The organism is Micrococcales bacterium (assembly GCA_009784895.1).
Taxonomy (GTDB): Bacteria; Actinomycetota; Actinomycetes; order Actinomycetales; family WQXJ01; genus WQXJ01.
Genome location: WQXJ01000010.1, coordinates 32,326 through 53,551, shown reverse-complemented (window position 1 = coordinate 53,551; position 21,226 = coordinate 32,326). Strand labels below are relative to the sequence as shown.

General features: G+C 63.0%; 22 protein-coding genes and 3 tRNA genes. 8 read left to right on the top strand and 17 right to left on the bottom strand.

Going from position 1 to position 21,226, the window contains the following annotated elements:
• Positions 1–2 precede the first annotated feature (2 nt).
• Positions 3–92, bottom strand: a tRNA-Ser gene (locus tag FWD29_03125).
• A 13-nt stretch (positions 93–105) separates the two neighbouring features.
• A tRNA-Arg gene (locus FWD29_03120) sits at positions 106–178 on the bottom strand.
• 267 nt (positions 179–445) lie between these two features.
• Between FWD29_03120 and FWD29_03115 the strand changes: the two genes are divergently transcribed.
• Entirely contained in the window at positions 446–736 is a 291-nt protein-coding gene (locus tag FWD29_03115; GenBank protein MCL2802939.1) for a WXG100 family type VII secretion target, read from the top strand.
• 24 nt (positions 737–760) lie between these two features.
• On the opposite strand, the gene FWD29_03110 is transcribed toward FWD29_03115, so the two are convergent.
• The 5 genes from FWD29_03110 to FWD29_03090 all read right to left on the bottom strand — a co-directional run bounded on the left by FWD29_03110 (position 761) and on the right by FWD29_03090 (position 5,893).
• Complete coding sequence (locus FWD29_03110; GenBank protein ID MCL2802938.1) at positions 761–2,242, bottom strand: hypothetical protein; 1,482 nt, start codon at positions 2,240–2,242, stop codon at positions 761–763.
• 5 nt (positions 2,243–2,247) lie between these two features.
• Positions 2,248–2,910: a response regulator transcription factor gene (locus tag FWD29_03105; protein MCL2802937.1), complete on the bottom strand. Its 663-nt coding sequence runs from the start codon at positions 2,908–2,910 to the stop codon at positions 2,248–2,250.
• A gap of 199 nt (positions 2,911–3,109) precedes the next feature.
• Positions 3,110–4,738, bottom strand: a complete 1,629-nt coding sequence (groL, locus tag FWD29_03100; GenBank protein MCL2802936.1) for a chaperonin GroEL — start codon at positions 4,736–4,738, stop codon at positions 3,110–3,112.
• A gap of 285 nt (positions 4,739–5,023) precedes the next feature.
• Positions 5,024–5,647: a LytR C-terminal domain-containing protein gene (locus tag FWD29_03095; protein ID MCL2802935.1), complete on the bottom strand. Its 624-nt coding sequence runs from the start codon at positions 5,645–5,647 to the stop codon at positions 5,024–5,026.
• A 9-nt stretch (positions 5,648–5,656) separates the two neighbouring features.
• Positions 5,657–5,893, bottom strand: a complete 237-nt coding sequence (locus FWD29_03090; protein MCL2802934.1) for a DUF3263 domain-containing protein — start codon at positions 5,891–5,893, stop codon at positions 5,657–5,659.
• A 271-nt stretch (positions 5,894–6,164) separates the two neighbouring features.
• Between FWD29_03090 and FWD29_03085 the strand changes: the two genes are divergently transcribed.
• Positions 6,165–6,845, top strand: a complete 681-nt coding sequence (locus tag FWD29_03085; GenBank protein ID MCL2802933.1) for a uracil-DNA glycosylase — start codon at positions 6,165–6,167, stop codon at positions 6,843–6,845.
• On the opposite strand, the gene FWD29_03080 is transcribed toward FWD29_03085, so the two are convergent.
• The 3 genes from FWD29_03080 to FWD29_03070 all read right to left on the bottom strand — a co-directional run bounded on the left by FWD29_03080 (position 6,842) and on the right by FWD29_03070 (position 8,628).
• Complete coding sequence (locus FWD29_03080; GenBank protein MCL2802932.1) at positions 6,842–6,952, bottom strand: ClbS/DfsB family four-helix bundle protein; 111 nt, start codon at positions 6,950–6,952, stop codon at positions 6,842–6,844. The two genes, FWD29_03085 and FWD29_03080, sit on opposite strands and share 4 nt — an antisense overlap.
• A gap of 16 nt (positions 6,953–6,968) precedes the next feature.
• The gene (locus tag FWD29_03075; GenBank protein MCL2802931.1) at positions 6,969–7,805 is read right to left on the bottom strand and encodes a MerR family transcriptional regulator; all 837 of its coding nucleotides are present in this window, start codon (positions 7,803–7,805) and stop codon (positions 6,969–6,971) included.
• 100 nt (positions 7,806–7,905) lie between these two features.
• Positions 7,906–8,628 carry a TetR/AcrR family transcriptional regulator gene (locus FWD29_03070; GenBank protein MCL2802930.1) on the bottom strand — a complete coding sequence of 241 codons (723 nt, stop codon included), beginning with the start codon at positions 8,626–8,628 and terminating at the stop codon, positions 7,906–7,908.
• Positions 8,629–8,725: 97 nt separating this feature from the next.
• Between FWD29_03070 and FWD29_03065 the strand changes: the two genes are divergently transcribed.
• Complete coding sequence (locus FWD29_03065; protein ID MCL2802929.1) at positions 8,726–9,697, top strand: NAD-dependent epimerase/dehydratase family protein; 972 nt, start codon at positions 8,726–8,728, stop codon at positions 9,695–9,697.
• Between the two features lie 307 nt (positions 9,698–10,004).
• Here the strand turns inward: FWD29_03065 and FWD29_03060 are convergent, their stop codons facing one another.
• Positions 10,005–10,727 (bottom strand): hypothetical protein, encoded by a 723-nt coding sequence (locus FWD29_03060; protein ID MCL2802928.1) that lies wholly within the window; start codon positions 10,725–10,727, stop codon positions 10,005–10,007.
• Positions 10,728–10,749: 22 nt separating this feature from the next.
• On the opposite strand from FWD29_03060, the gene FWD29_03055 reads away from it, so the two are divergent.
• Entirely contained in the window at positions 10,750–11,610 is an 861-nt protein-coding gene (locus tag FWD29_03055) for a hypothetical protein (GenBank protein MCL2802927.1), read from the top strand.
• Positions 11,607–11,975 carry a GntR family transcriptional regulator gene (locus tag FWD29_03050; protein MCL2802926.1) on the top strand — a complete coding sequence of 123 codons (369 nt, stop codon included), beginning with the start codon at positions 11,607–11,609 and terminating at the stop codon, positions 11,973–11,975. The genes FWD29_03055 and FWD29_03050 overlap by 4 nt, the downstream gene beginning before the upstream one ends.
• A 104-nt stretch (positions 11,976–12,079) precedes the next feature.
• Here the strand turns inward: FWD29_03050 and FWD29_03045 are convergent.
• The 4 genes from FWD29_03045 to FWD29_03030 all read right to left on the bottom strand — a co-directional run bounded on the left by FWD29_03045 (position 12,080) and on the right by FWD29_03030 (position 15,260).
• A tRNA-Thr gene (locus tag FWD29_03045) sits at positions 12,080–12,155 on the bottom strand.
• 68 nt (positions 12,156–12,223) lie between these two features.
• Positions 12,224–13,066 carry a DsbA family protein gene (locus FWD29_03040; GenBank protein ID MCL2802925.1) on the bottom strand — a complete coding sequence of 281 codons (843 nt, stop codon included), beginning with the start codon at positions 13,064–13,066 and terminating at the stop codon, positions 12,224–12,226.
• Between the two features lie 48 nt (positions 13,067–13,114).
• Positions 13,115–13,672 carry a DoxX family membrane protein gene (locus FWD29_03035; protein ID MCL2802924.1) on the bottom strand — a complete coding sequence of 186 codons (558 nt, stop codon included), beginning with the start codon at positions 13,670–13,672 and terminating at the stop codon, positions 13,115–13,117.
• 10 nt (positions 13,673–13,682) lie between these two features.
• Complete coding sequence (locus tag FWD29_03030; GenBank protein ID MCL2802923.1) at positions 13,683–15,260, bottom strand: protein kinase; 1,578 nt, start codon at positions 15,258–15,260, stop codon at positions 13,683–13,685.
• Between the two features lie 80 nt (positions 15,261–15,340).
• Between FWD29_03030 and radA the strand changes: the two genes are divergently transcribed.
• The gene (gene radA, locus FWD29_03025; GenBank protein ID MCL2802922.1) at positions 15,341–16,738 is read left to right on the top strand and encodes a DNA repair protein RadA; all 1,398 of its coding nucleotides are present in this window, start codon (positions 15,341–15,343) and stop codon (positions 16,736–16,738) included.
• A gap of 168 nt (positions 16,739–16,906) precedes the next feature.
• Positions 16,907–17,998 (top strand): DNA integrity scanning diadenylate cyclase DisA, encoded by a 1,092-nt coding sequence (disA, locus tag FWD29_03020; GenBank protein MCL2802921.1) that lies wholly within the window; start codon positions 16,907–16,909, stop codon positions 17,996–17,998.
• A gap of 3 nt (positions 17,999–18,001) precedes the next feature.
• Here disA and FWD29_03015 read toward each other — a convergent pair whose 3' ends face one another.
• Positions 18,002–18,622 carry a hypothetical protein gene (locus FWD29_03015; protein ID MCL2802920.1) on the bottom strand — a complete coding sequence of 207 codons (621 nt, stop codon included), beginning with the start codon at positions 18,620–18,622 and terminating at the stop codon, positions 18,002–18,004.
• A gap of 55 nt (positions 18,623–18,677) precedes the next feature.
• Positions 18,678–19,184 (bottom strand): amino-acid N-acetyltransferase, encoded by a 507-nt coding sequence (locus tag FWD29_03010; GenBank protein ID MCL2802919.1) that lies wholly within the window; start codon positions 19,182–19,184, stop codon positions 18,678–18,680.
• 301 nt (positions 19,185–19,485) lie between these two features.
• On the opposite strand from FWD29_03010, the gene FWD29_03005 reads away from it, so the two are divergent.
• A complete protein-coding gene (locus FWD29_03005; protein ID MCL2802918.1) occupies positions 19,486–21,216 on the top strand; it encodes a glycerol-3-phosphate dehydrogenase/oxidase in 1,731 nt (576 codons plus the stop codon).
• Positions 21,217–21,226: the final 10 nt, after the last annotated feature.

The window sequence follows — 21,226 nt, the reverse complement described above, 5'->3', positions numbered from 1 at the left end:
GGCGGAGGCGGCGGGATTTGAACCCGCGAGGGGAATCAACCTCCCCAACCCGCTTAGCAGGCGGGCGCCATAGGCCACTAGGCGACGCCTCCATGCCCAGCCGGGCGCGCCTGAAGGGATTCGAACCCCCAACCTTTTGATCCGTAGTCAAATGCTCTATCCGTTGAGCTACAGGCGCTAGGCCGCTTGGGCAAGGTCACTCTACCGTGAGCGGCGCTCGGTCCCAAACAGTTGGCTGCATCGGTGGCGTTGGCCGATGCCGGCCCGTGGGTTGGCCGGGGCACCTTAGGTTAGCCTTCGTCTGGTTTGTGGCCCTGAGCGGTCGGCTTGGTTGTGCCGGGCGTTTCTACCAGGGTTTTCACCTCGTCCACAGGCCGAGGGCCAATCGCAAACGCCGCGACGGCTTCATCTCTAGGGTGGCCAGAACTAGAAAGGACAAAGCAAAATGTCGATCTTTGAAGTCAATTCTGAGGCCATTGCCTGCGCCTCAGCCGGCGTGCGCAGCTCAATCGCCTCAATCAACTCAGAGGTGGCCGGGATGAACGGCCGCCTAGCCGAACTCCAGTCTTCTTGGCGAGGTGCGGCTGCCAACGCCTTCCAGGGCGCCATGGAGCAATGGCGAGGCGCCCAGCGCTCGTTGGAGCAGGCCCTGGAATCAATTAACCAGGCCTTGGCTCAGGCTGGTCACACCTACAGCGAAGTTGAGCAGCAAAACGTTGCCATGTTCGCCCAATAGTGGGCCGGCCAGCCGCCTGGGCGGCTAAGTGGGTGGTTCGCTGGTTTCAGGCACAGCCGGCTCGTTAGGACTAGACGCCTGGGCGCCTTGGCTGGCGTCTTGTTGTCCGGCCGGCGCTGGAAGCCCCTGGGTATCTGGCGCCTGGGTGGCCAAAGTGGTGGGCTCAGATTCGACCGGCGCAACCTGAACGGCCGCCTGAGCAGCCTCGACGCTGGGGGAGGTGTCCGCGGCCTCCACCGGCGCAACCTGAACGGCCGCCTGAGCAGCCTCGACGCTGGGGGAGGTGTCCACGGCCACCACCGGCGTTTCAGGGGCCGCTTCGAGGGCCGCTATTGCCTCCTGATCGGCTGGCGGCCGGTGGTGTTTGATCCAGGCTCGCAGCACAACCCTGCCCTCGCCACCAGCGGTCAGGGCTAAATCGCCGCCATGTTGCCGGGCGCGAGTTTTGAGCGAGCCCAACCCGGACATCTGGGCCTCGGGCGCGACGGGCTGGCCGTTATTGCGGACGCAAAGCTCGAGGTGATCGCCGTCAGCGTCGGAGCTGAGACGATCAACATCGAGCGTGATCCAGATCCGCTTGGCTTCGCCATGTTTGATGGCGTTGGTGACGCCTTCCTCGGCTACTTGGGCCAGTAAGACGCGCTCGGCCAGCTCAAGGCCAGGTCCTGTCAGTGAATCAAGTGCGGCCGCGGCATCGGTGATATCAAGCGAAGCCTCGATTTGGGCTGGGATCCGGCTTACTTGGAGGGTCAAGGCTTGCGTTAGGCCAACGTCAACGCCAAGTGGGAACAGTGAATGTGACAAAGCGCGGACATCGGTTTCGCGCAATTCGTCGAGATCAGCGATAACAGCCTGCAACCGGCTGGCCGCCTCAGCCTGGCCGCTGCCGTGAAGTGTGGACCTAACTTGCTCAATTTGGCTGCCAAGGAAAACAAGCCGCTGCTGGATGCGTCCGTGAAGAGTGTCAGAGACCTCGCGGCGGACACGCAGCTCCTCGTTTTCGAGTACCAGGGCTGCCTGGCGCGACTGGAACTCGTGCTGGGCCGCCAGCCGCTCCGACTTGACGGCAGCCATCTGGGTACCGGCCAGGTAGACGGCCAAACCAATGGCCGCCCCGGAGGTAAGCGAACCAACAAACGTGTCCAGGGCCAATGAGGTTTCGTTACCATAGGCCCCCCACAGCGCCAACTGGGCAGCCGCTCTTAGGGGCAGCAGTAGCAGCGTCACCAGCACCACCATTGAGACGCGCCACCAGCGCGGCCGGCCAGCCGGGTAGACCGGGAACAGGGCCAACACTCCCAACAAAGTCGGCACAAAAGTGGCCAGCCAAACACTTGGCACCATTGAGGCGGCCGAATACTCGCTCGGTAGGTAAGGCCGCCACCAGGTCACTGCGACGGCCCATTCAAGCACCATGGCCAGCGACAACACCAAGGCAAAGGCGACGGCAAACCAGAGGTATAGCCAGCGCTCACCATCCTGATTTAGGCGCTGCCGCCGAGCCATACAGATCAGGCTCGCGTAGTTTGCTGCAAGAACTGCAGCACGGCGGCCACCCGCGGTGAGGCGTCTTGCGAAGTAATGCCAAAGGTTCGGTAAATGGCCTGAAGATGGTTCTCGACGCTGCGGCGCGACAGGCCAAGTAGCTCGGCCGCAGTGGCATTGGAAAAGCCCTGCGCCACTAGCCGCAGAACCTGCAGCTGGGCGTTTGACAACTGGGCGGCAGCGGCCCCTTCACGCGGCTTGGAGCGTTCGGTTAGCTCCGGATCCAAGATGACCTCACCGGAGGCCGCCGCCATGATTGAGCGGAACAAGACCTCTTGGGTGACAGAACTACGCTTCGACAAGTAGCTCCAGGGGTGGGGTACATTGCCGCGAATAGACAACACCAGGTCCATAACGTCGTGGCTCGATAAGAGCATCACAATCAAGTCAGGGTGGGCTCTTTGCATCGACACACCCAGGGCCACACCATTGCCGTCGCCAAGGGCCACATCCATCAAGACCAGGTCAATTGAACCGGGCGGGAACAGAACCCTGGCCTCGGCCGCCCCAGAGGCGGCTCCGACAACTTCGAGACTCGGATGGGCGGCCACAAGGTCGCTCAGCATGGAGCGCAGTAGGCCCTCGTCTTCGACAATGCCAACTTTGATTGGGGTGTGACTGTTCGCCATGAAAAAAGAATCTAGCGCTTTTACTCATGCGCTGCATAGCGCATATTGGGTCTGTTTTCCCCCTGCACCGGCTTTTCACCAAAAGGTGAGGAAAACGCCCGGCGCAACAGGCGGCATCGGGCACCAGATCAAGAGCAAAGGGCGGGCAACGCGCCCCACCGCGTCACCCGCCCCTATTGGGTAAAAGAACCTCAGTCGATCAGAAGTCCATGCCGCCCATACCGCCACCGGCCTCAGGACCAGGTGGAGGAGCCTTCTCCGGCTTGTCTGCTACGACGGCCTCGGTTGTCAGGAATAACCCAGCAATCGAGGCGGCGTTTTGCAGAGCCGAACGGGTGACCTTGACCGGATCGGCAATGCCAGCGGCCATGAGGTCTTCATAGACACCGGTTGCCGCGTTCAGACCCTGGCCGGCGGGCAGGTGGCGGACCTTTTCGACCACCACGCCGCCTTCGAGGCCAGCGTTTTCCGCGATCCGCTTGATCGGCGAATCCAGCGCCACTTTGACAATGCCAGCGCCAATCGATTCGTCACCCTCGAGGGACAATTCGGCAAAGGCGTCAGCCCCGGCTTGCATCAGCGCCACACCGCCGCCGGCCACGATGCCCTCTTCGACAGCGGCCTTGGCGTTACGCACCGCATCCTCGATGCGATGCTTGCGCTCCTTGAGCTCAACCTCGGTGGCGGCTCCGGCCTTGATCACGGCCACGCCGCCGGCCAGCTTGGCCAGCCGTTCCTGCAGCTTCTCGCGGTCATAGTCAGAGTCGGAGGCTTCGATTTCGGCGCGAATCTGCGCCACCCGAGCGGCAATCGCTTCGGCATCGCCGGCGCCATCGACAATCGTGGTGTCGTCCTTGGTTACAACCACCTTGCGGGCGGTGCCCAGCATGTCAAGGGTGGCGTTTTCCAGCTTCAGACCAACAGTCTCACTGATGACCTGAGCGCCGGTCAGCTCGGCAATATCCTGCAACATGGCCTTGCGCCGGTCGCCAAAGCCGGGTGCCTTGACGGCAACTGACTTGAACGAGCCACGCACCTTGTTGACCACCAGCAGGGCCAGAGCCTCACCGTCCACATCCTCGGCCACGATGGCCAGAGGCTTGGAAGCCTGGGAGACCTTCTCCAGCAGCGGCAGTAGGTCCTTAACGGAGCTGATCTTGGATTCGACCAGCAAAATGTAGGCGTCCTCGAGCACCGCCTCTTGGCGATCAGCGTCGGTCTGGAAGTACATCGACAAGTAGCCCTTGTCGAAACGCATGCCCTCAGTCAGCTCAAGTTCCAAACCAAAGGTGTTTGATTCTTCGACGGTGATAACACCCTCGTTGCCAACTTTGTCCATGGCCTCGGCAATCAGCGAGCCAATGGCTTCATCCCCGGCCGAGATCGAAGCCGTGGCCGCGATCTCTTCCTTGGTTTCAACGTCCTTGGCTAGCTCTAACAGGGCTTCGACAACGGCCTCGGTGGCCTGGTCAATGCCGCGCTTGAGCGCAATCGGATTGGCGCCGGCCGCGACGTTACGCAGACCTTCGCGCACCAGTGCCTGGGCCAGCACAGTGGCAGTAGTGGTGCCGTCACCGGCAATGTCGTCAGTCTTCTTGGCGACCTCTTTGACCAGCTCAGCGCCGATCTTTTCAAAGGGCTCTTCGAGCTCAATTTCTTTGGCAATCGAAACGCCGTCATTGGTGATGGTGGGTGGGCCCCACTTCTTCTCCAAGACAACGTTGCGCCCCTTGGGTCCAAGGGTCACCTTGACGGTGTCGGCCAGGGTGTTCAAACCCCGCTCCATGCCCCGCCTGGCATCCTCATCAAAGGAAATGATCTTGGCCATTCGGAATTCGTTCCTTATGTCTAGCGATCTGATGACTCGGCGCCCGCGACGGACGGACAAGCTGCCAGGCGTTCACGTCACGCCCTTGGCCGGTCCTCACCGAATCGTTATCACTCTCAATGCAAGAGTGCTAAGTAATGGTTAGCACTCTAAGGCCCAGAGTGCAAGCTGGGGGCAATTAGCGAAACTTCTCTCTCGCCGCAAACAGGCGGCTTGACCAGCCCTTATGCAGCGAGACTGGGCTTTGACAGGCTCTCGTGGCAACGAGCCCGGGTCACCCCGGCCTTACTCTCGAAAGTCATCGCCAAGGGACACGACGATGCCGCGTTCCGCCGTGGCCACGGCACCGTCTTCGGTGACGGCGGCAATGCCGAGGGCGGCGGCCACGGCCTCGGCCGTGACCTGGGCTTCGGCACCGGAGTAATAGACCTGCGAGGTCTCACGGTTGTTGTTGACGTGATCGGTTGAACTGGCCGCGTTTGTCCAGCCCTCGCCCGCCAGCTTCTGGGCTGCCCGCCCGGCCAGGCCGTTCTTAGTCCCGGTGTAGCGGCCCGAGACGTCATTCATCACGGTGACAACGGCGGCAAAATCGGGTGTCAATTGGGGCTCGGGGGTGGGCTCCTCCGTCGGTGTTGGCTCGGGGGTGGGTGGGGCCTCCGTCGGTGTTGGCTCGGGGGTGGGTGTTGGGCTGGCTGGCGCTTGGGTGGCCGGTGGGGTGGTGGTGTTGTCGGAATTGGCCAGCAGCTTCACTGCGGCAATCGCCACCGCTGGCACCAACACAATGACCAGTAGGAACGGCCAGATCCGGCTCCAAGCCGAGCGTTTGGCGGCATGGGGTTCCTTGGGGCGCGTTGACTGATCGACCTCATCGAACTCGTCCGGAGGGTAAGGGTACCGACTCTTGCTCACGGAAGAAGACTAGCCGTCCGGGTGGCCAATCAGGCCGGTGGGCAACCGGCGAGCCGAACGCTGGCGCCGCCGGTTGTCACGCTGGCGCCTAAGCCGTTTGACCAATTGAGGGTCGAAAGCCAAGGCTTGCTCAGTGTCAATCAGAGTCCCCAGGACGCGGTAATAGGTGGTTGCATCCAGCCCAAACAGGTCGTTGATGGCCTGGGTCTTGGAACCCTCGTAGCGCCACCATTGGCGTTCAAACATCAAGACCTGACGGTCACGCTCGTCCAGCGATCCCGACACGCGAGCAGCTTCGGCGCCCAACAAGGACCTCCTGATGTAATTGACCGGACAGGCACCATGCTAGGGCCCAAATCACATCGTTGTCATTTGTCCTGGTGCGTGTCTGGTAACAGACCCGAAGCCACCACCCGGGCCACCCAAGTGCGTCTTGGCTGGTCGACCCGGTGCATCTGGCCTTGGTGGAGCCGGGCAGAGCTACTCAACTGACTACAAGTCCAGGTAGTCTCAAACTATGTCCGCACCGCGTCCGCTCGCCGAGTTGGTCGATCCGCAGTGGGCGGAGGCGCTTGAAGAAGTCCAGCCGGTAATCAGCGATCTGGGCCAGTTCTTGCGGGCCGAGGTCGCCGCCGGGCGCGGCTATCTTCCGGCCGGAGCCAATGTGCTTAGGGCATTCACCTATCCGATGGCCCGGATCAAGGTTCTGATAGTGGGCCAAGACCCGTACCCCACGCCGGGCCATGCCGTTGGCTTGTCGTTTTCTGTGGCCCAGGATGTCCACCCCCTGCCCGGCTCGCTACGCAACATTTTTCGTGAACTAACTACCGACATCGGCTGCCCCATGCCGTCTACTGGAGATCTGACGCCTTGGTGCGAACGCGGGGTCATGCTGCTCAACAGGGTGCTAACGGTCCGAGTTGGCCAACCTGCCTCCCACCGCGACAAAGGCTGGGAGTCGGTTACCAACTTGGCGATCGAACGACTGGTCAGCCGCGGTGGACCCTTGGTGGCGATCCTTTGGGGCCGCGAGGCGCAGTCCCTGATGCCTCTGCTCGGCCGCACACCGGTAATCGCCTCGGCCCATCCCTCGCCGCTTTCGGCTATGCGCGGTTTCTTTGGTTCAAAGCCGTTTTCCCGCGCTAACGCCCTGCTCGATGAGATGGGGGCTTTCACCGTTAACTGGACCCTGCCCTAGCCAGGTCGGTGCCAGGCAGGCTCAAAGGACCCGATCAGCGCCATAATCCGGTCGTAGCCGTCCTGGGCGGCGGCTAGCAGTTCGCTTCGATTGGTGGGGCGGGGCATTGGTGGTCCTGACTGACTAGGTGGCAATTGGGAAATTGATTTCGGTCACCCAGTTTTCCGGGTTGGGGTCTTGCGCCGGGCTGACCAGGTAGATGTTGAACATCGGCCCGGCCAGGGTGTGGCCGTGTTGGGCAATCCAGGCGCCGATGGCGGAGCAGACCGCCCCGGCCTGTTCGTAGGGCCCGTACATGGTCGCTGTGGCGACCGTTTGGGCAGGCAGCGCGGAAACGGAAAAGCCTTCCGGCGCTGCCAACTCCTGGGTCAGTTCTGCCCAAACTGACATATCGACATCGGCCTCTTTGAAATCAGGGTCATAGAAAGTGGCACCAAAAGTCCGGCCAAACGGTCCGGGTTTGATGCCATCCGGTATTGCCTGCTGGCCGAATTCGGCCCACAGTTCAGCCTCGGCGGCGTAGTTGGCCACGGTGCGGCGCAGAGACAGCACGCGCATGGCTGGAATGTTGCGTTGTTCAACTGGAAATGACATTGATGGCTCCTCAAGCTGTTGGCAAATACTGTCAAGGAGCGATTGCTGGTCGGCTATGTGCTGGGCGGCGGCGGCCAGGCCACTGGCGTGCTGGCTAAGGGCGGCGCGCAGGGCATCGGCGTTGTCATACAGCTCCAGCAGCTGGGCGATTTGGCCGATGCCGCAACCGGCGTCACGCAGCGCCCTAATCCGCCCGGCGTCACGCAGTTGGGCCGGTGCGTAGAACCGGTAGCCGTTATGCGGGTCGATTTGGGCAGGGGCAAGCAGGCCTCGTTGGTCGTAGTGGCGCAACATGCGCACCGACAACATGGTCAGACGCGAGAAATCGCCAATACCCAGCAGATAGGCCGAATCACTATCGCTCATGCCATCAACCTCACAGCCTGACACTATGTCAGGGTCAAGCCGTCTGCGGGAAATGACCGAAATTGGGTTTGCCGAGCCACCGACGAGTGCCGGATCAGCGCTAGCCCAGGCCCAAGGCGTTGACCCAGTGGTCGACAGTGGCCTGGTAAAGGGCGTCCGGGTCGTCGACCACGTTGACGTAGTGGCCCCACAATTCGGCGTCGATGGCGCCAATCATCCAGGTCCAGGCGGCCAGGGCCGTGGCCACTCGCCAGCTTGGCGCCGCCGGCAGCGCGGACATGGCCGGAGCTACGACAGCGGCCGGTACGTCAACAGCCGCAGGCCCCTGGGGACCGCCCGTGTCTGAGATGGTCTCGAGCAGCTCAGCCAGCAGTCGCATAGGCGCCGAGGCTGGCTCTTTGGTCGAATCCGGCGCCACGTAACCCGGCACCGGCGTGCCAAACAGCAAAGCGAAAGAGTGTGGGTTAGCCGCGGCCCAGGCCCGCCCGCTCAATAGAAACGCCTTGCACCGCGCCGCCGAGTCCCCAGGCTCGATCTCCGCCTGTCCGGCTTGTAGTGCCTCTCCCAGGGCCGTGTATTCCCTGATCAACAAGGCGGTAATGACATCATCACGCGACGGGAAATAGCGGTGAATGGCCGAAGAGGCCATATCCAGTTCGCGCGCAATGGCGCGTAGGGAGATTTGGCCGGCGCCCAGCTGGGCCATTTGCCGGTGGGCCAGGTCTAGGATCTCTGCACGAATCTCGGCCCGGACCCGTTCGCGAGCGGTGGGCCGGCGCGGAGATGCACTTGTCTCCACGGCTACTGACCTGGCGTCTTCCACCGGTCCAGTATCCCACTAGCGCAAGGTATTGCGCGCGCCAGTCCGCCTGGGATAGCATCGCTCTGGAAACAGAGCACCGCTCCGAAAGGGGATCGCAATGCCGTCAGCCCAATTAGGAACAGACCGGGCCGTTCCGCCTGGTGCGGGTTCGAAGTTCGTGGTGGCCGGGGCCGGCCGGATTGGCCGGGCCGTGGCGGCCGAACTATTGTCCCAGTGCCCCGGTGCCGAAGTGGTTGTGATCTCCCGCCGCGCCAGGCAACCGGTCCCAGGTGCCAAACACTTGGCGGTCGACCTGAGCCAGCCCGAGGCCTTGGCCAGCATTTGCAGCGGAGCCGCTGGCCTAGTCAATGCGCTCAACCCGCCCAACTACCACCGTTGGCCCGTCGAGTGGCCGCCTTTGATGAACACACTGATCAATGCATCCAGGGCCAGCGGCGCCGTATTGGCCACAATCTCAAACCTGTACATGTACGGGCCACTAGATGAGCCCATCACGGCCGCCACCCCCGAGACGCCCTCGGGTCCCAAAGGCAAAGTCAAGGCGGAAATGTGGCAGCAAGTCAGCTCGCTGCACCAAGACGGCGAACTGAGAGGTCTCGAAGTGCGCGGCTCGGACTTCATGGACGCCGGTGCCAACACCATTATTGGTCTGGCCTTGGCAGGGCTGTCGAAGGGCCGGGCTGGTTGGTATCCGGGCGATCCGACCAAGATCCACTCTTGGACCTACCCGGCCGATGTCGCCGCCACCCTGGTCGCGGCGCTGCTCAGGCCGGAAGCCCACGGTCGAGTCTGGCTTGTCCCCAATGCTCCGGCTATCAGTGCCCAACAGGTGGTGGCCGATGTAGCGGCGGCCGGCGGCTGGCCGGCCGGTCGGGTTAGAGGCCTGCCCGGATCAATTGTCAGCCTGGCCGGCCTGTTTTCGAAGCTGGCCAGAGAGTCGAAGGAGACGGCTTGGACCCGGCAGCGCAACTACGTGGCCGATGCCGCCCAGACCACCAAGGAGCTAGGCGTCACCTTCACACCTTGGCCCGTCCAGGCCAAGGCAATTGCAGCCCAACTAGCCATCTGACCTGCACCTTCGCCGCGAGACCGAGGTTTCGCACACGAACCCCGCCGCGCAACCGAGCTCAAACAAAACGGCCGGTTTGCCAAACCTCGTTCTCGCGGGAAATGAGAGGCTGACTTGCCTCAATGCAGCGACACCGAGGGGTCGCACACAAACCCTGCCGCGAGGTTGAGGTTTGGCACGGCAGATCCACCAGGTCTCGCGGCGACTGAGTCCATCCAGTTTCGGACAAGCGCTGGGCGCAGGTCAAGGGGAAATTCACAACTCCTCTATCGCGCGGCCGCGATTGAGAGTACCCGGCCGGTGCAGGTCAGGGGCAGATACCCAGCTGCTCCATTTCCTCGCGGTCATGCATGATCGTGGGGCCGATCAACGCGGTCGACGGGCCAACAGTTACCTGCCTCTTGATTCCCCAGGAGGATCGCACCGTCAGGGTGGTGGGCACTGTGTCTTCGGCGGCCTCGGCCTGGTCGCAGTCCGTGATTTGCCAGAGCACTAGCAGGTTCGTGTCCGCATCAACCCACACCCCCGGTGGTACGGCCTGCAACTGGTCGACGGTCACACCGGTTGTCTCGGTGAACTCGACTAATGCGGCCTGGCTGGCCAAAGCCGTGTCCTGGTCGCCGCCTATGAATGGCTCGGCCTGGTCCTCGGCTGTCAGCCAGGCCGCAATGGCTTTGGCGCCTGGCCGGTCACCCACTGCGACAACGGTGGCAGAGGGCCAACCATGCATAATGATTGGAGCCGCCGCCCAGACGTACGGCGCGTCAGGAAAATACTGTTGAACTGCAGCTCCTCCGAACTCGGCGTGCGGCGCCAATACCTTAGGAGCCGCCCAGGCGCTGGCCAGTGCTAAGACAAATACCGCCGCCCCCAGGGCCACCCGAGCCTTTGACCGGCTGGGTAGTAGGGCTTGGAGCTCACCGGCAACATCGGTGGCCGATTCGCTGGCTGTACCGGCTGGCGAATCCCTGGTCGAGTCGTCGGTAGGTCCTCCAGCCTGGCCGCCAGCCGGAAACCCCGAATCCGTCATTGTTATATTGTACTATGACAATATGACAAATGAGATGGTGTTCCTGCCACCAATCACGGAGTTGGCTGTTGGCCTGCTGGCTTTGTGCGCGGCAGGCGCCATCATTGTCTGGGCCGCCCGTCACGCTGCAAGAGTCCGGCAGTCAGACGTTGACTGGTTGGCCGGAGGGCTGGCCAGTGACTTGACCAAGCCCATCTACACCGCCTACCTGCGGCGACACTGGCGAATGCGCACTCTTGGCTGCTTGGCTGGACTGGCCGTCGCGGTGGTTTCGGGTTTGTGCTGGCCCGGAGACACGGTGGTCACTGTCGGCATTGGGGCCGGTCGAATGGGAAGTGACCTGCTGGTGGGTGCCCTAGCTGGCATAACGTTCGGCACCCTGGGCGCCGAAAGCTATCGCCTGCGCGTTGGCCGTGGTCCGCGCCGCCAGGCCCGGTTGGAGGCCCGGCCCGCCCGGCCGCAACCCAGACTCATCATGACGGCCCGCGCCTTGGCAATTGTCGCCATCGGGCTGGCCGCATTGGGAACCGTGCTCTGGAGCAAGTCCGGCATGATCGGGGGCGCACTGCTGGCGATTGTCCTCGCCGGCCTGGCTGAAGTGACGCAGGCCGCCATTACTGACAGGCGCCGTTTCGCTAGCGACTACGTCGATGCCGTGGACCAGCGTTTACGTGCCTTCGCCGGTCGATCGGTGGCATGGCTGGAACTATCCGGCGCGATACTGGGTCTTGGCTGGTGCCTGTCTGCGCTTGAACCTGCTAACGACCTGGTCGGTGCCGCAATGACCGTCGCTATTCTGGCGTGCCTGGTCCTGGCGTTCGTGGCGTTGCAGCGTAGTTCCGGCAGGGCGCCACGCGGCTGGCAGCCTGCGGTAGTCACGTGATCGTTTCGCTTGACTTCGACTCAGCTATGCCGCTGGGCGAACAGCTGCGCTCGCAGATTGAACTACTGATTGTTTCTGGCCGGCTTGCCGCTGGCACCAAGCTGCCGGCAATCCGGCATCTGGCAACCGACCTCGGGATAGCCAATGGCACCGTAGCCAAGGTCTATGAGATTCTGGCGCGGAACGGATTGGTGACCGGATCGGGCCGACACGGCACTGTTGTCCTGCCCCAACCGCAAGACAGACGCGCCAGCTCGGCATTTCAAGACGCCGCTCAGCAGCTGGCCAGACTTGTCCGGCAGCTGGACTTGTCGCCTGAGGAGGCCCATCGCGCCCTTGACAGCGCCCTGGCCACGACGAACTGACTTCGGCAGATAAGTCATTGTGCCAAACCTCGTTCTCGCGGGAAATGAGAGGCTGACTTGCCTCAATGCAGCGACACCGAGGTTTCGCGGTGGACCTAGGCCGATGGAGCCACCTATCGGAATCGAACCGATGACCTGCCGCTTACAAGGCGGCTGCTCTGCCGGCTGAGCTAAGGTGGCCAGTCCCTTGCGGGACTGTGGGGACGGCATCGGGCAACCAAGTACCCGGCAAACCCCGGCGGCCCAGTTTACTGGCCGCTTGGCGAAGACCCGTTCCGCACGTTGGCGACTGCCTGCTCAAAGCCAATGGTGCTGTAGTCGGTGAAGACCATGCGTTCGCCGCTGCCCAGTGCCATCATGATGGTCGGTGTCGTGCTGACGCCAACTTTGAAGAACTGCTCGTTGGTGAAGTTGACCCAGGCCTCAAAGTCCGTGTTGGTCAGCGCCGCCAGGGCACCTTCGTTGACACCGGCGCCTTCGGCAGTGGCGGCGATCTCCTCATCGCTGCGGCTGTCTTGGCCTTCAGTTGGTTGGTCGTCAAACATAGCTCTGACAAAGGGCAGGAAGTTGGCCGGATCGTGTTTGGCCACGGCGGCGGCGGCAATGGCCGCACGTGTGGAGAAGCGCTCGGCGTTCTCTTGGCTGTCCTGTAGAGCCACGATGTGATACTCAAGCTGAATCTGGCCGTTTTGAGCCAGGTTGGACAACTCCTGGTCGTACTGCTTTTCAAAGTTGCCGCACCAAGGGCACATAAAGTCGGTGTATATGGCAACTGTGACCACGTCGTTGCCTTCCGGCGCCGGACCACCAGGCGCCAAGTCGGTGCCCAGCAAAATGCCGCCGTTTTCTTGCGCCCCGGCCGGTGTGGCCGGAAGGTCGGCGAAGGCATCGCCCTTTTGGGACATAGTCACGGCAATGACGATTACCGCCACGGCCACCACCACCGCCAAGCCGCCGGCTAGAACCAGCAGGCGATTACGCCGCTCTTTGGCGGCCTGGGCGGCCTTGAGCCGCTCGGCCTCTGCCCTGGCGGCGGCTCGAGCCTGTTCCCTTGCCTTGGCGCTGGCTGGTTTCTTCTTGCCTTTAGCCATGTTCTGTTCCTTGTCGTTGATACCCGGCTTGGACCGAAACCGGCGGCCCTACCGAGGTGGCGGATCCAGTCGCAGCCACTTGTCGACTGAGGCCGGCGAGGCCGGCCACAACACCACAAATGCAGCCACCAAGGCTAAGCCAATGTCACGGGCGATTTCCAGTGCGTATTGGTGTGGGACCCCTTCCGGCAGTTCGCCGCCGCCACCAAAACAGCCGCAGTCAATGTTTAGACCGCGAGCCCAAGCCTGCGATATTCCGACCACAAAGACGATCATCATCAAGCCGAACAGCGCGGCGGCATACCTGGTCAGCAGGCCAATTATGAGGGCGATGGCGATAACCAGCTCAATCACCGGCACGGCAATACCGATCAGATCAGCCAGAGCAGCCGGGAACAGTTCATAAGCCCTGACCGCCATCTGGGACTGGCGGATGTGGGTTAATTTGGGCAGAGCCGCCCACAGGGCGACGACGGCCAATCCCAGGCGCAAGACTAGCGACACCCAGGGTTGGGTCGATGGCCACCATGGCTGGTTGACCGGCCAGACGGCTTTGCGCCCGGCTGGCTTGGGGCCGGCCGGTCCGGAGTTGTTACTCGGAGCCATGGCTTCCACCCTAGCCGGTCACTTCACTCAGGACTGGCCAGGCCAAGGTTACGGCCACCGCCAGCGCGATTAGCCCTATGAACAGTCGGGTCCAACCAGCCGGAAAGACCGCCCGGGTCAGATGCCTTTGACCCAGACGGGTCGGCTCAGCTGAAGGCCCCCGCCAGGCCACCAGCGTCCCCAGGCCGACAGCCAGGGCGGCGACGTAGCTGGGCCTAGTGTCACCCAGCCAGGCGAAAACCCAATAGCCGCCAAGGCCCACGGCTGTGCCAACCAGCAAGGTTGGCAACAATCCGAGCAGGCCGCGTAACAGATACCAGGGCACTGAGGCGGCGGTGCGGGCTGGGTCCGAGGGGCGTGGCCCGTAGCGCCGCCACCTGGCGGCCACCGACTCCCGTCCAACACAGACTGTGCGGGCCAGCCACAAGATCAAGGTCAACCCCACCGCGGCCGCTATGGCCTGGTGCAAGGCCACGGCCATGGCCAAGATCCAGACAGCCAGACACAGCCACGGTGTGGCTTTGGGCCGGGGCAGCTCAGGTGGTGGTACGGCCAAACCTGGTCCGGTTCCGGCTCCTTGGCCTGGGGGGTAGGTCGCCATCCGGCCAGGCGACGGCGGGTCGAGCTGTTCGGTCAGGGGTTGGTCGTCCCAGATCAGAGCGGTCTGCTCGGCCGCGGACGGCGGTGAGGGTGGGTTTTGGACTGAGGGACGAGACCCGGCATTGGGCCTGGCAACCGGTTCTGCCGGCGCCACCATAGTTGGTGCTAGGACTTCCTCGCCCCGGGCCATGGCGGCCAAGGCTCCGGTCAAATCCTCAAGACTGACCCGGGCGGCCGGGTCGGCCTGGACCGCGCGTCGCAGCAGGTCCGCCAAGTTGGGTTCAAGGCCGGCCAGGTCGCCATCTCCCTCTAATACCCGTGACAGCACCGCCTCGACCCCGCCGCCGCCAAAGGGCGGCCGGCCGGTGGCGGCACTGATCAGCATGGCGGCCACGGCCCAGCGGTCGGATTCAGGGCCAACCTCGGCGCCGCGCAGCAGTTCGGGAGAGACGAAACCGGGGGTGCCAGCGACCAGGCCGTGGCCGGTCAGGCGAGACCAAGCGTCTTCTTGGGCCAGCCCAAAGTCGATTAGCACTACAGAGCCGTCATCGCGCAGCATGACGTTGGCCGGTTTCAGATCGCGGTGAACCACTCCGGCGTGGTGGATAGTGGCGATGGCGGCGGCCAGATCCTGCGCTAGGACGGCCAAGGCCGGCAGGTCGAAGGGGCCATGTTTTTTGACCTGACGATCCAGCGAGGTGCCTTCGATTAGTTCGGTTACGACAAAGGCTTCGGCTTGTTGGGTTTCGGCGTCAACCACCTGGGCGACGCAGGGCGCCTTGAGGCGTTGCAGCAGTTCAACCTCGCGTCGTAGGCGCTGGCGGGCGGCCGAATCGGCGGCTACGGAGGGATGGAGCAGCTTGAAGGCGACCTCAAGGCCGTCGGCGTCATTGGCACGGTAGACCGTACCCGAGGCGCCCGAGCCAACCACGCCGCGCAGCACATAGCCGCCCAGTTCGGTGCCCACGGGCAAGGTCAAGCCGGACATGGCAACAACGCTAGCGAAGGCTGGAGGCCTAGGGCGTCAATGGTCAGGGCGTTTGGCCAGGGCGAGGGGACGCAGGGCCGATGTCGGTGGTCAGGTTTAGCGTTAGCGCCATGGCAAGGACATGGCAAGCCAGTTACGAGTGTCAAGACTGCGGCTGGTCCACGGTTAAGTGGGTTGGCCGCTGTGGCGGTTGCGGTGGCTGGGACAAGGTTGAGGCGGTTAGGCGGCGGGATGCCGTGGTGGTGGCCCGGGCCGGCTTGGCCGTGGCTGGCGCCCAGGCAATTGACCAGATCGGCAGCAGTGAGGCGGATGCTTGGTCAACCGGTGTGGGCGAATTGGACCGTGTGCTGGGCGGCGGGGTGGTACCTGGTTCGGTCACCTTAGTTGGTGGCGAACCAGGTGTTGGCAAGTCAACTTTGCTGCTGGACGTGGCCGCCCGGGCGGTGCGACAGGGGCGGACTGTGCTTTACGTCACCGGCGAGGAAACCGCCCGGCAGGTCCATCTCAGGGCGGAGCGGATCGGAGCATTGGTGCCGGGGCTGAAACTGGCCGCCACAGGGGAGCTGGAACAGGTGCTGGCGCTGGCAGAACGTGAACAACCGGAGCTGCTGGTGCTTGACTCAATCCAAACCCTGTCCAGCACTACGGTCGACGGCGTATCAGGGGGAGTTAACCACCTGCGGGCGGTCACCGCGCAGCTGGTGCGGGAAGCCAAGTACCGGGAGATGGCTTGTCTGTTGGTTGGACACGTCACCAAGGACGGCTCGGTGGCCGGGCCCAGAACCCTGGAGCACCTGGTGGATGTGGTCTGTCTATTTGAGGGTGATAGGCATTCGTCGCTTCGGCTGCTGAGGGCAACCAAAAACCGCTACGGTCCCAGCGACGAGGTCGGCTGCTTCGAGATGACAGCGCAGGGTATTACCGAGGTGGATGATCCATCAGGGTTGTTCGTCGATCTGGACGGTCCCAGGGTGGCGGGTTCTTGCCTCGGTGTGGCCATGGAGGGCCGCCGTCCGGTGGCGGTTGAGGTTCAGGCCTTAGTGGCGCCGTCGACCATGGCAAATCCGCGACGCACAACTTCCGGCCTGGACGCCGCCAGGCTAACAATGATTCTGGCTGTCCTGGCCCGCCGCTGTGGCCTGAGCCTGGCCGGTCAGGATGTCTTTGCCTCGACCGTGGGCGGGGCCCGGGTCAGCGAACCGGCCTTTGACCTGGCCTTGGCCATGGCCTGCGCCTCGGCCCGCTTCGACTTGGCGCTGGCACCGGGCACAGTCTGCCTGGGGGAGGTCTCATTGGGTGGCCAGATCCGGCCGGTGGCAGCGCTCGACCGCCGGCTTTCAGAGACCGCCAGGCTGGGTTTGACCCACGTCATTGCGCCACCCGGCAGCGCGGCCACGGCCTTGGACTTGTCACTGGATATCGAGGAGGTGAGCCAACTGGATCAAGCTTTACGGGTTTTGCGGCCCGTTGTGGTCTAGGGGGCGCCCCGGCAGGCGGTGCTACGTGGGCACTGGCTTGTCACACCTGCTAGGCCTTGTGTGAAAGCGGTTAGGGACCATTTCGGTGGTGGAACGGTCCTGCTGGGTCATGGGTGTTTGTGTGCGGCGCTAGGATTTGGGGTGGAGTCCAACTCAGGAGTGTTCGCCGTGGCCCAAGACGAATTCGATCAAACCTCCGGAAATCTGCTGCTGACCACATTGTCCGCTGTCGCACCCGGCACCGAGCTGCGCGATGGGCTGGAACGGATCCTGCGTGGGCGCACCGGGGCGTTGATAGTTCTGGGCTTCGACCCGAGCGTGGAGGCCATGTGTTCTGGCGGGTTTGTGCTGGACGTGCCGTTTTCCGCCACCCGCTTGAGAGAACTGTCCAAAATGGATGGTGCCTTGGTGGTGGACTACCAGGCCGGTCGCATTGTCCGGGCAGCAGTGCAGTTACTGCCGGACCCGTCAATTACAACCACCGAATCTGGCACGCGGCACCGCACGGCTGAACGCGTCGCCAAACAGACCAGTTTTCCGGTCCTGGCCGTGAGCCAGTCAGAAAACATCGTCACGCTTTATGTGTCGAGCATTTCTCACCCATTGGAGGATCCGGAGAAGCTGGCCTCGAGGACAAAACAGGCCCTGACCACTCTGGAGCGTTACCGCGACCGGCTGGACGAGGTCAGCGCGACCCTCTCCGGTCTTGAGATCGAAGACGTGGTGACGGTACGCGATGTCGCGACCGTGGCCGGCCGGCAGGAAATGGTTTGGCGCATCGCCGAGGAAGTGGCTGGGCTGCTGGCCGAGCTTGGCGTCAATGGCCGCTTGCTGCGCCTCCAGTTCGAAGAGCTGATCGCCGGTGTCGACACCGGACGCTCCCTGCTGATCAGCGACTACGTCGACCTGGGTGGATCTGGCCGGTCTGTTGGTGAAGTCACGGCAGATCTGTCTAAGGTCAGTCCAACCAACTTGATGGAGGCTGGCACGGTGGCCCAGGTATTGGGTCTGGCCGAGACCGCCAACCAGGTCGACGCGCCGTTGAGCCCGAAGGGACATCGGATGCTCAGCCGGGTGCCGCGCCTGCCACCGGCCATTGCTGATCGCATTGCCAGTCATTTCGGTTCGCTGCAAAACATCTTGGCGGCCACTTTGGCAGACCTGATGGGGGTAGAAGGTGTCGGCGAACTGAGGGCCCGTGCCGTGCGCGAAGGTTTATCGCGGATTGCCGAATCCTCGGTTATTGACCGTCTCAGCTAGGCCTTAGGGCACCAGTAGGAACGATGTTTCGTCGCTGGTCATACCGCTAATGGTGACTGTGGCCCGGTAGGTTGCGTCCCGGGCCCGGTGCGGCTGGTCTTTGTCGGCCACATCTTGGCAGCGATCGAGGGAGCGCTCTGCCGTCCAGGTGATGGGCAAATCTTCGCTGGCGCCGGCTTGGATTTCAACTGTGGCTTCGGGTGAGGGCGCCGGGATTTGGTCGGCGCAATGGGCGGTGTGGAAAATCTGGTCGGTGCCGCTGACCACTTCAAGTTCAACGGTCCTGGCATCGGGTGTAATAGTGCAGTTCCTGGGGCCATTATTGGTGACCGTGGCGACCAGTTCGACTACATCGCCGGTGGCGAATTGTTCCTTAGTAGAGCTGAGCACAATCTCCAGGTCCTTGCCCTTACAGGGCGCGACCGAGTCGGTAGCTTCTTCGCTTACAGTTGGGCTGGGCTTTGGGGCCTCAGCGGCCGGTTTGTCACTACTGCCGCTGCGCAGGGCGCCAATGATCATGATGATAATCACGATCAGGACAATCAAACCGAGCAGAAGTGCCAAACGCCGTCTCCAGTAAACCGCAGGCGGTTCGGGGCCCACTGGGCGCAGCAGACTACTCACGCGACCAGTTTAGATTGCCCCATCGCCTAGCCGCCGCACCACGCCGCAGCTTTGCCTAAAGGTGCAATAGCATCCGGGTGTTTCCCAATATGTTGGGCTTTACCCGGGCGAGGTCCAAGAATTCTGCCACGCCGTCATCGTGCGACTGGAGCAATTCGGAGTAAACCTCAGGGGTCACCGGCGTGGATTCGATTGGCTCAAAGCCGTGCCCCTTGAAGAAACTAACCTCAAAAGTCAGGCAGAACAGACGCCTGAGTCCAAGCAGGCGGGCTCGGGCAATCAAATGCTCGACGATTTGACCGCCAATGCCACGCTTGAGCCAGGCTTGGGCCACGGCCAGGGTTCGTACCTCACCCAAGTCTTCCCACATGGCATGCAAGGCGCCGCAGCCCACCAGCTCCTGCCCGGCCAGGGCGACCGTGAAGTCGTGGATTGACTCGTAATAGGCCACCGGTGGTTTGGGCGCCAGAAAGCGCTGGTCAACGTAGGGTTGGCAAAGCCCGCGAATGACCCGGACATCGTCCATCCGGGCCGGGCGTAGTTCAACGCTGGCTGAAGGCACCCGGCCATCATGCCAAACCTCAACCTCGGCGCAAAACTGTTTACGCGGCTGTCAAACTCGGCCTGGGACCGGGCGGGATTTGACTCAGTAACCACCGGCCGCCAATTCGCGCCTGCTCCAAAGTCGACTGGTCGGCTTGGCGGTTGCCGGCTGCGGCCAGGTGGGGCTGGGATGCGGCGGCTGGCCTGCCCGGTACGGGTCCAAAGGTGTCTTGCGTCCGGACGCTTGGCATGAGAGACCTGTAGTACAGCGGTCACCGCACCGCGACGGTGGCCCAAGCCGAATAGGAGATTGACCAGGAGTGAACAGCTCGGCTCTGACGCTCGATTCGCGCCGGCGGGCTATTGAAGCCATGACATCGCAACAAGGCGTCGACATCCTTGTCATTGGCGGGGGGATCACCGGCGCGGGCATTGCCCTCGACGCCCAGGCCCGCGGCTATTCCACGGCAATTGTCGAAGCCCAAGATTGGGCCTCGGGCACATCGTCCAGGTCATCGAGGCTGGCTCATGGTGGCCTGCGCTACCTGCTGATGTTTGACTTCAAACTGGTTCACGAGGCCCTGACTGAGCGGGACAGGCTTCTCTCCATCACGGCCCCGCACCTGGTCAGACCGGCGCCCTTCCTCTATCCGCTGGCACACCGGCTGTGGGAGCGGCCGTATGTCACGGCCGGTGTGGGGCTGTATGACCTCCTGGCGCACGCTCCGGGGCGTAAACGCGCCTTGCCGTTTCAGAAGCACTATTTGGCCAAGGGCCTGCGCCAGGTTTTTCCCGATCTGAACCCAAGGGCCGGCATCGGCGCTGTGTGCTACTACGATGCCCAGGTTGACGACGCCCGGCTGACCCTCACACTTGTGCGCACGGCCGCCCAACTGGGTGCCCAAGCCGCTTCGCGTTGCCAGGTCACGGCCATCACCAAAAACGGCCATGGCGTTGTTGACGGCGCGGACATCGTAGACCTCGAATTCAGTAGGAAACACCACGTCAAGGCCCGTCATGTGATTGCCGCGACCGGGGTGTGGACCGAGCAGACCGAAGCTTTTTGCCAGGCTGAGGGCGGCTTGCGAGTACTGGCCTCGAAAGGTGTCCACTTGGTGGTGCCGCGTGACCGGATCAACGGCCGGATGGGCCTGATCACCCAGACCGAAAAGTCGGTGTTGTTTATCATTCCGTGGGATACCCACTGGCTAATTGGCACCACTGACACCCCGTGGCAAAACGAACTGACCCATCCGGTGGCCACCCAGCGGGATGTCGACTACCTCTTGCAGCACGCCAACGCCGTTCTGACAAAGACGCTAACCAGGGATGACGTGATTGGGGTCTTTGCCGGGCTGCGGCCGCTGCTGCAGCCTGGAACCAAAGCCGGGACTAGCTCGGCCAAGATTTCGCGCGAGCATACTGTGGCCAGCCCGAGTCCCGGATTGACGGTGATTGCCGGCGGCAAGCTGACCACCTACCGGGTGATGGCCCAAGATGCGGTCGACTTTGCCCTGGCCAAACAGCCCAAGGTGCGACCTTCAGTGACTGCCGAGCTGCCCCTTTTAGGGGCGGACGGGTACAAGGCCTGGGTCAACCGCTCCCGCTATCTGGCCCGGCGTTACGGCTGGGACCCGACCCAGGTGCGCCGGCTGCTGAGCCGCTACGGTTCGCTGGTTGGACAGATCGCGGCACTGGTTGAGTCCGATGCCTCGTTGGGTCAGGTTTTGGCTGGGCCGTCGAGATACCTCAAGGCAGAGGTGGTTTACGCCGCTCAGTGCGAAGGAGTGCTCCATTTGGAGGACGTCATGACGAACCGCCTTCGGTTGAATCATGAGTCGCCCGATGCCGGAACCTCAGTTGCGGCGGAAATCGCCGCCTTGGTTGCACCTCACCTGGGCTGGGACCAGGCCAGAGTCGAGGCCGAGGTCAACGCCTACGCCAACAGGGTGCGAGCCGAGCAGGCCGCGGCCAGGCAGCTAAGCGACGAGGCGGCGGTGCAGGCCCGCCTGAGCGTGGCTGATGTGGCTGGTCCGGTGGACCTTGGCTAGGGTCTAAGCC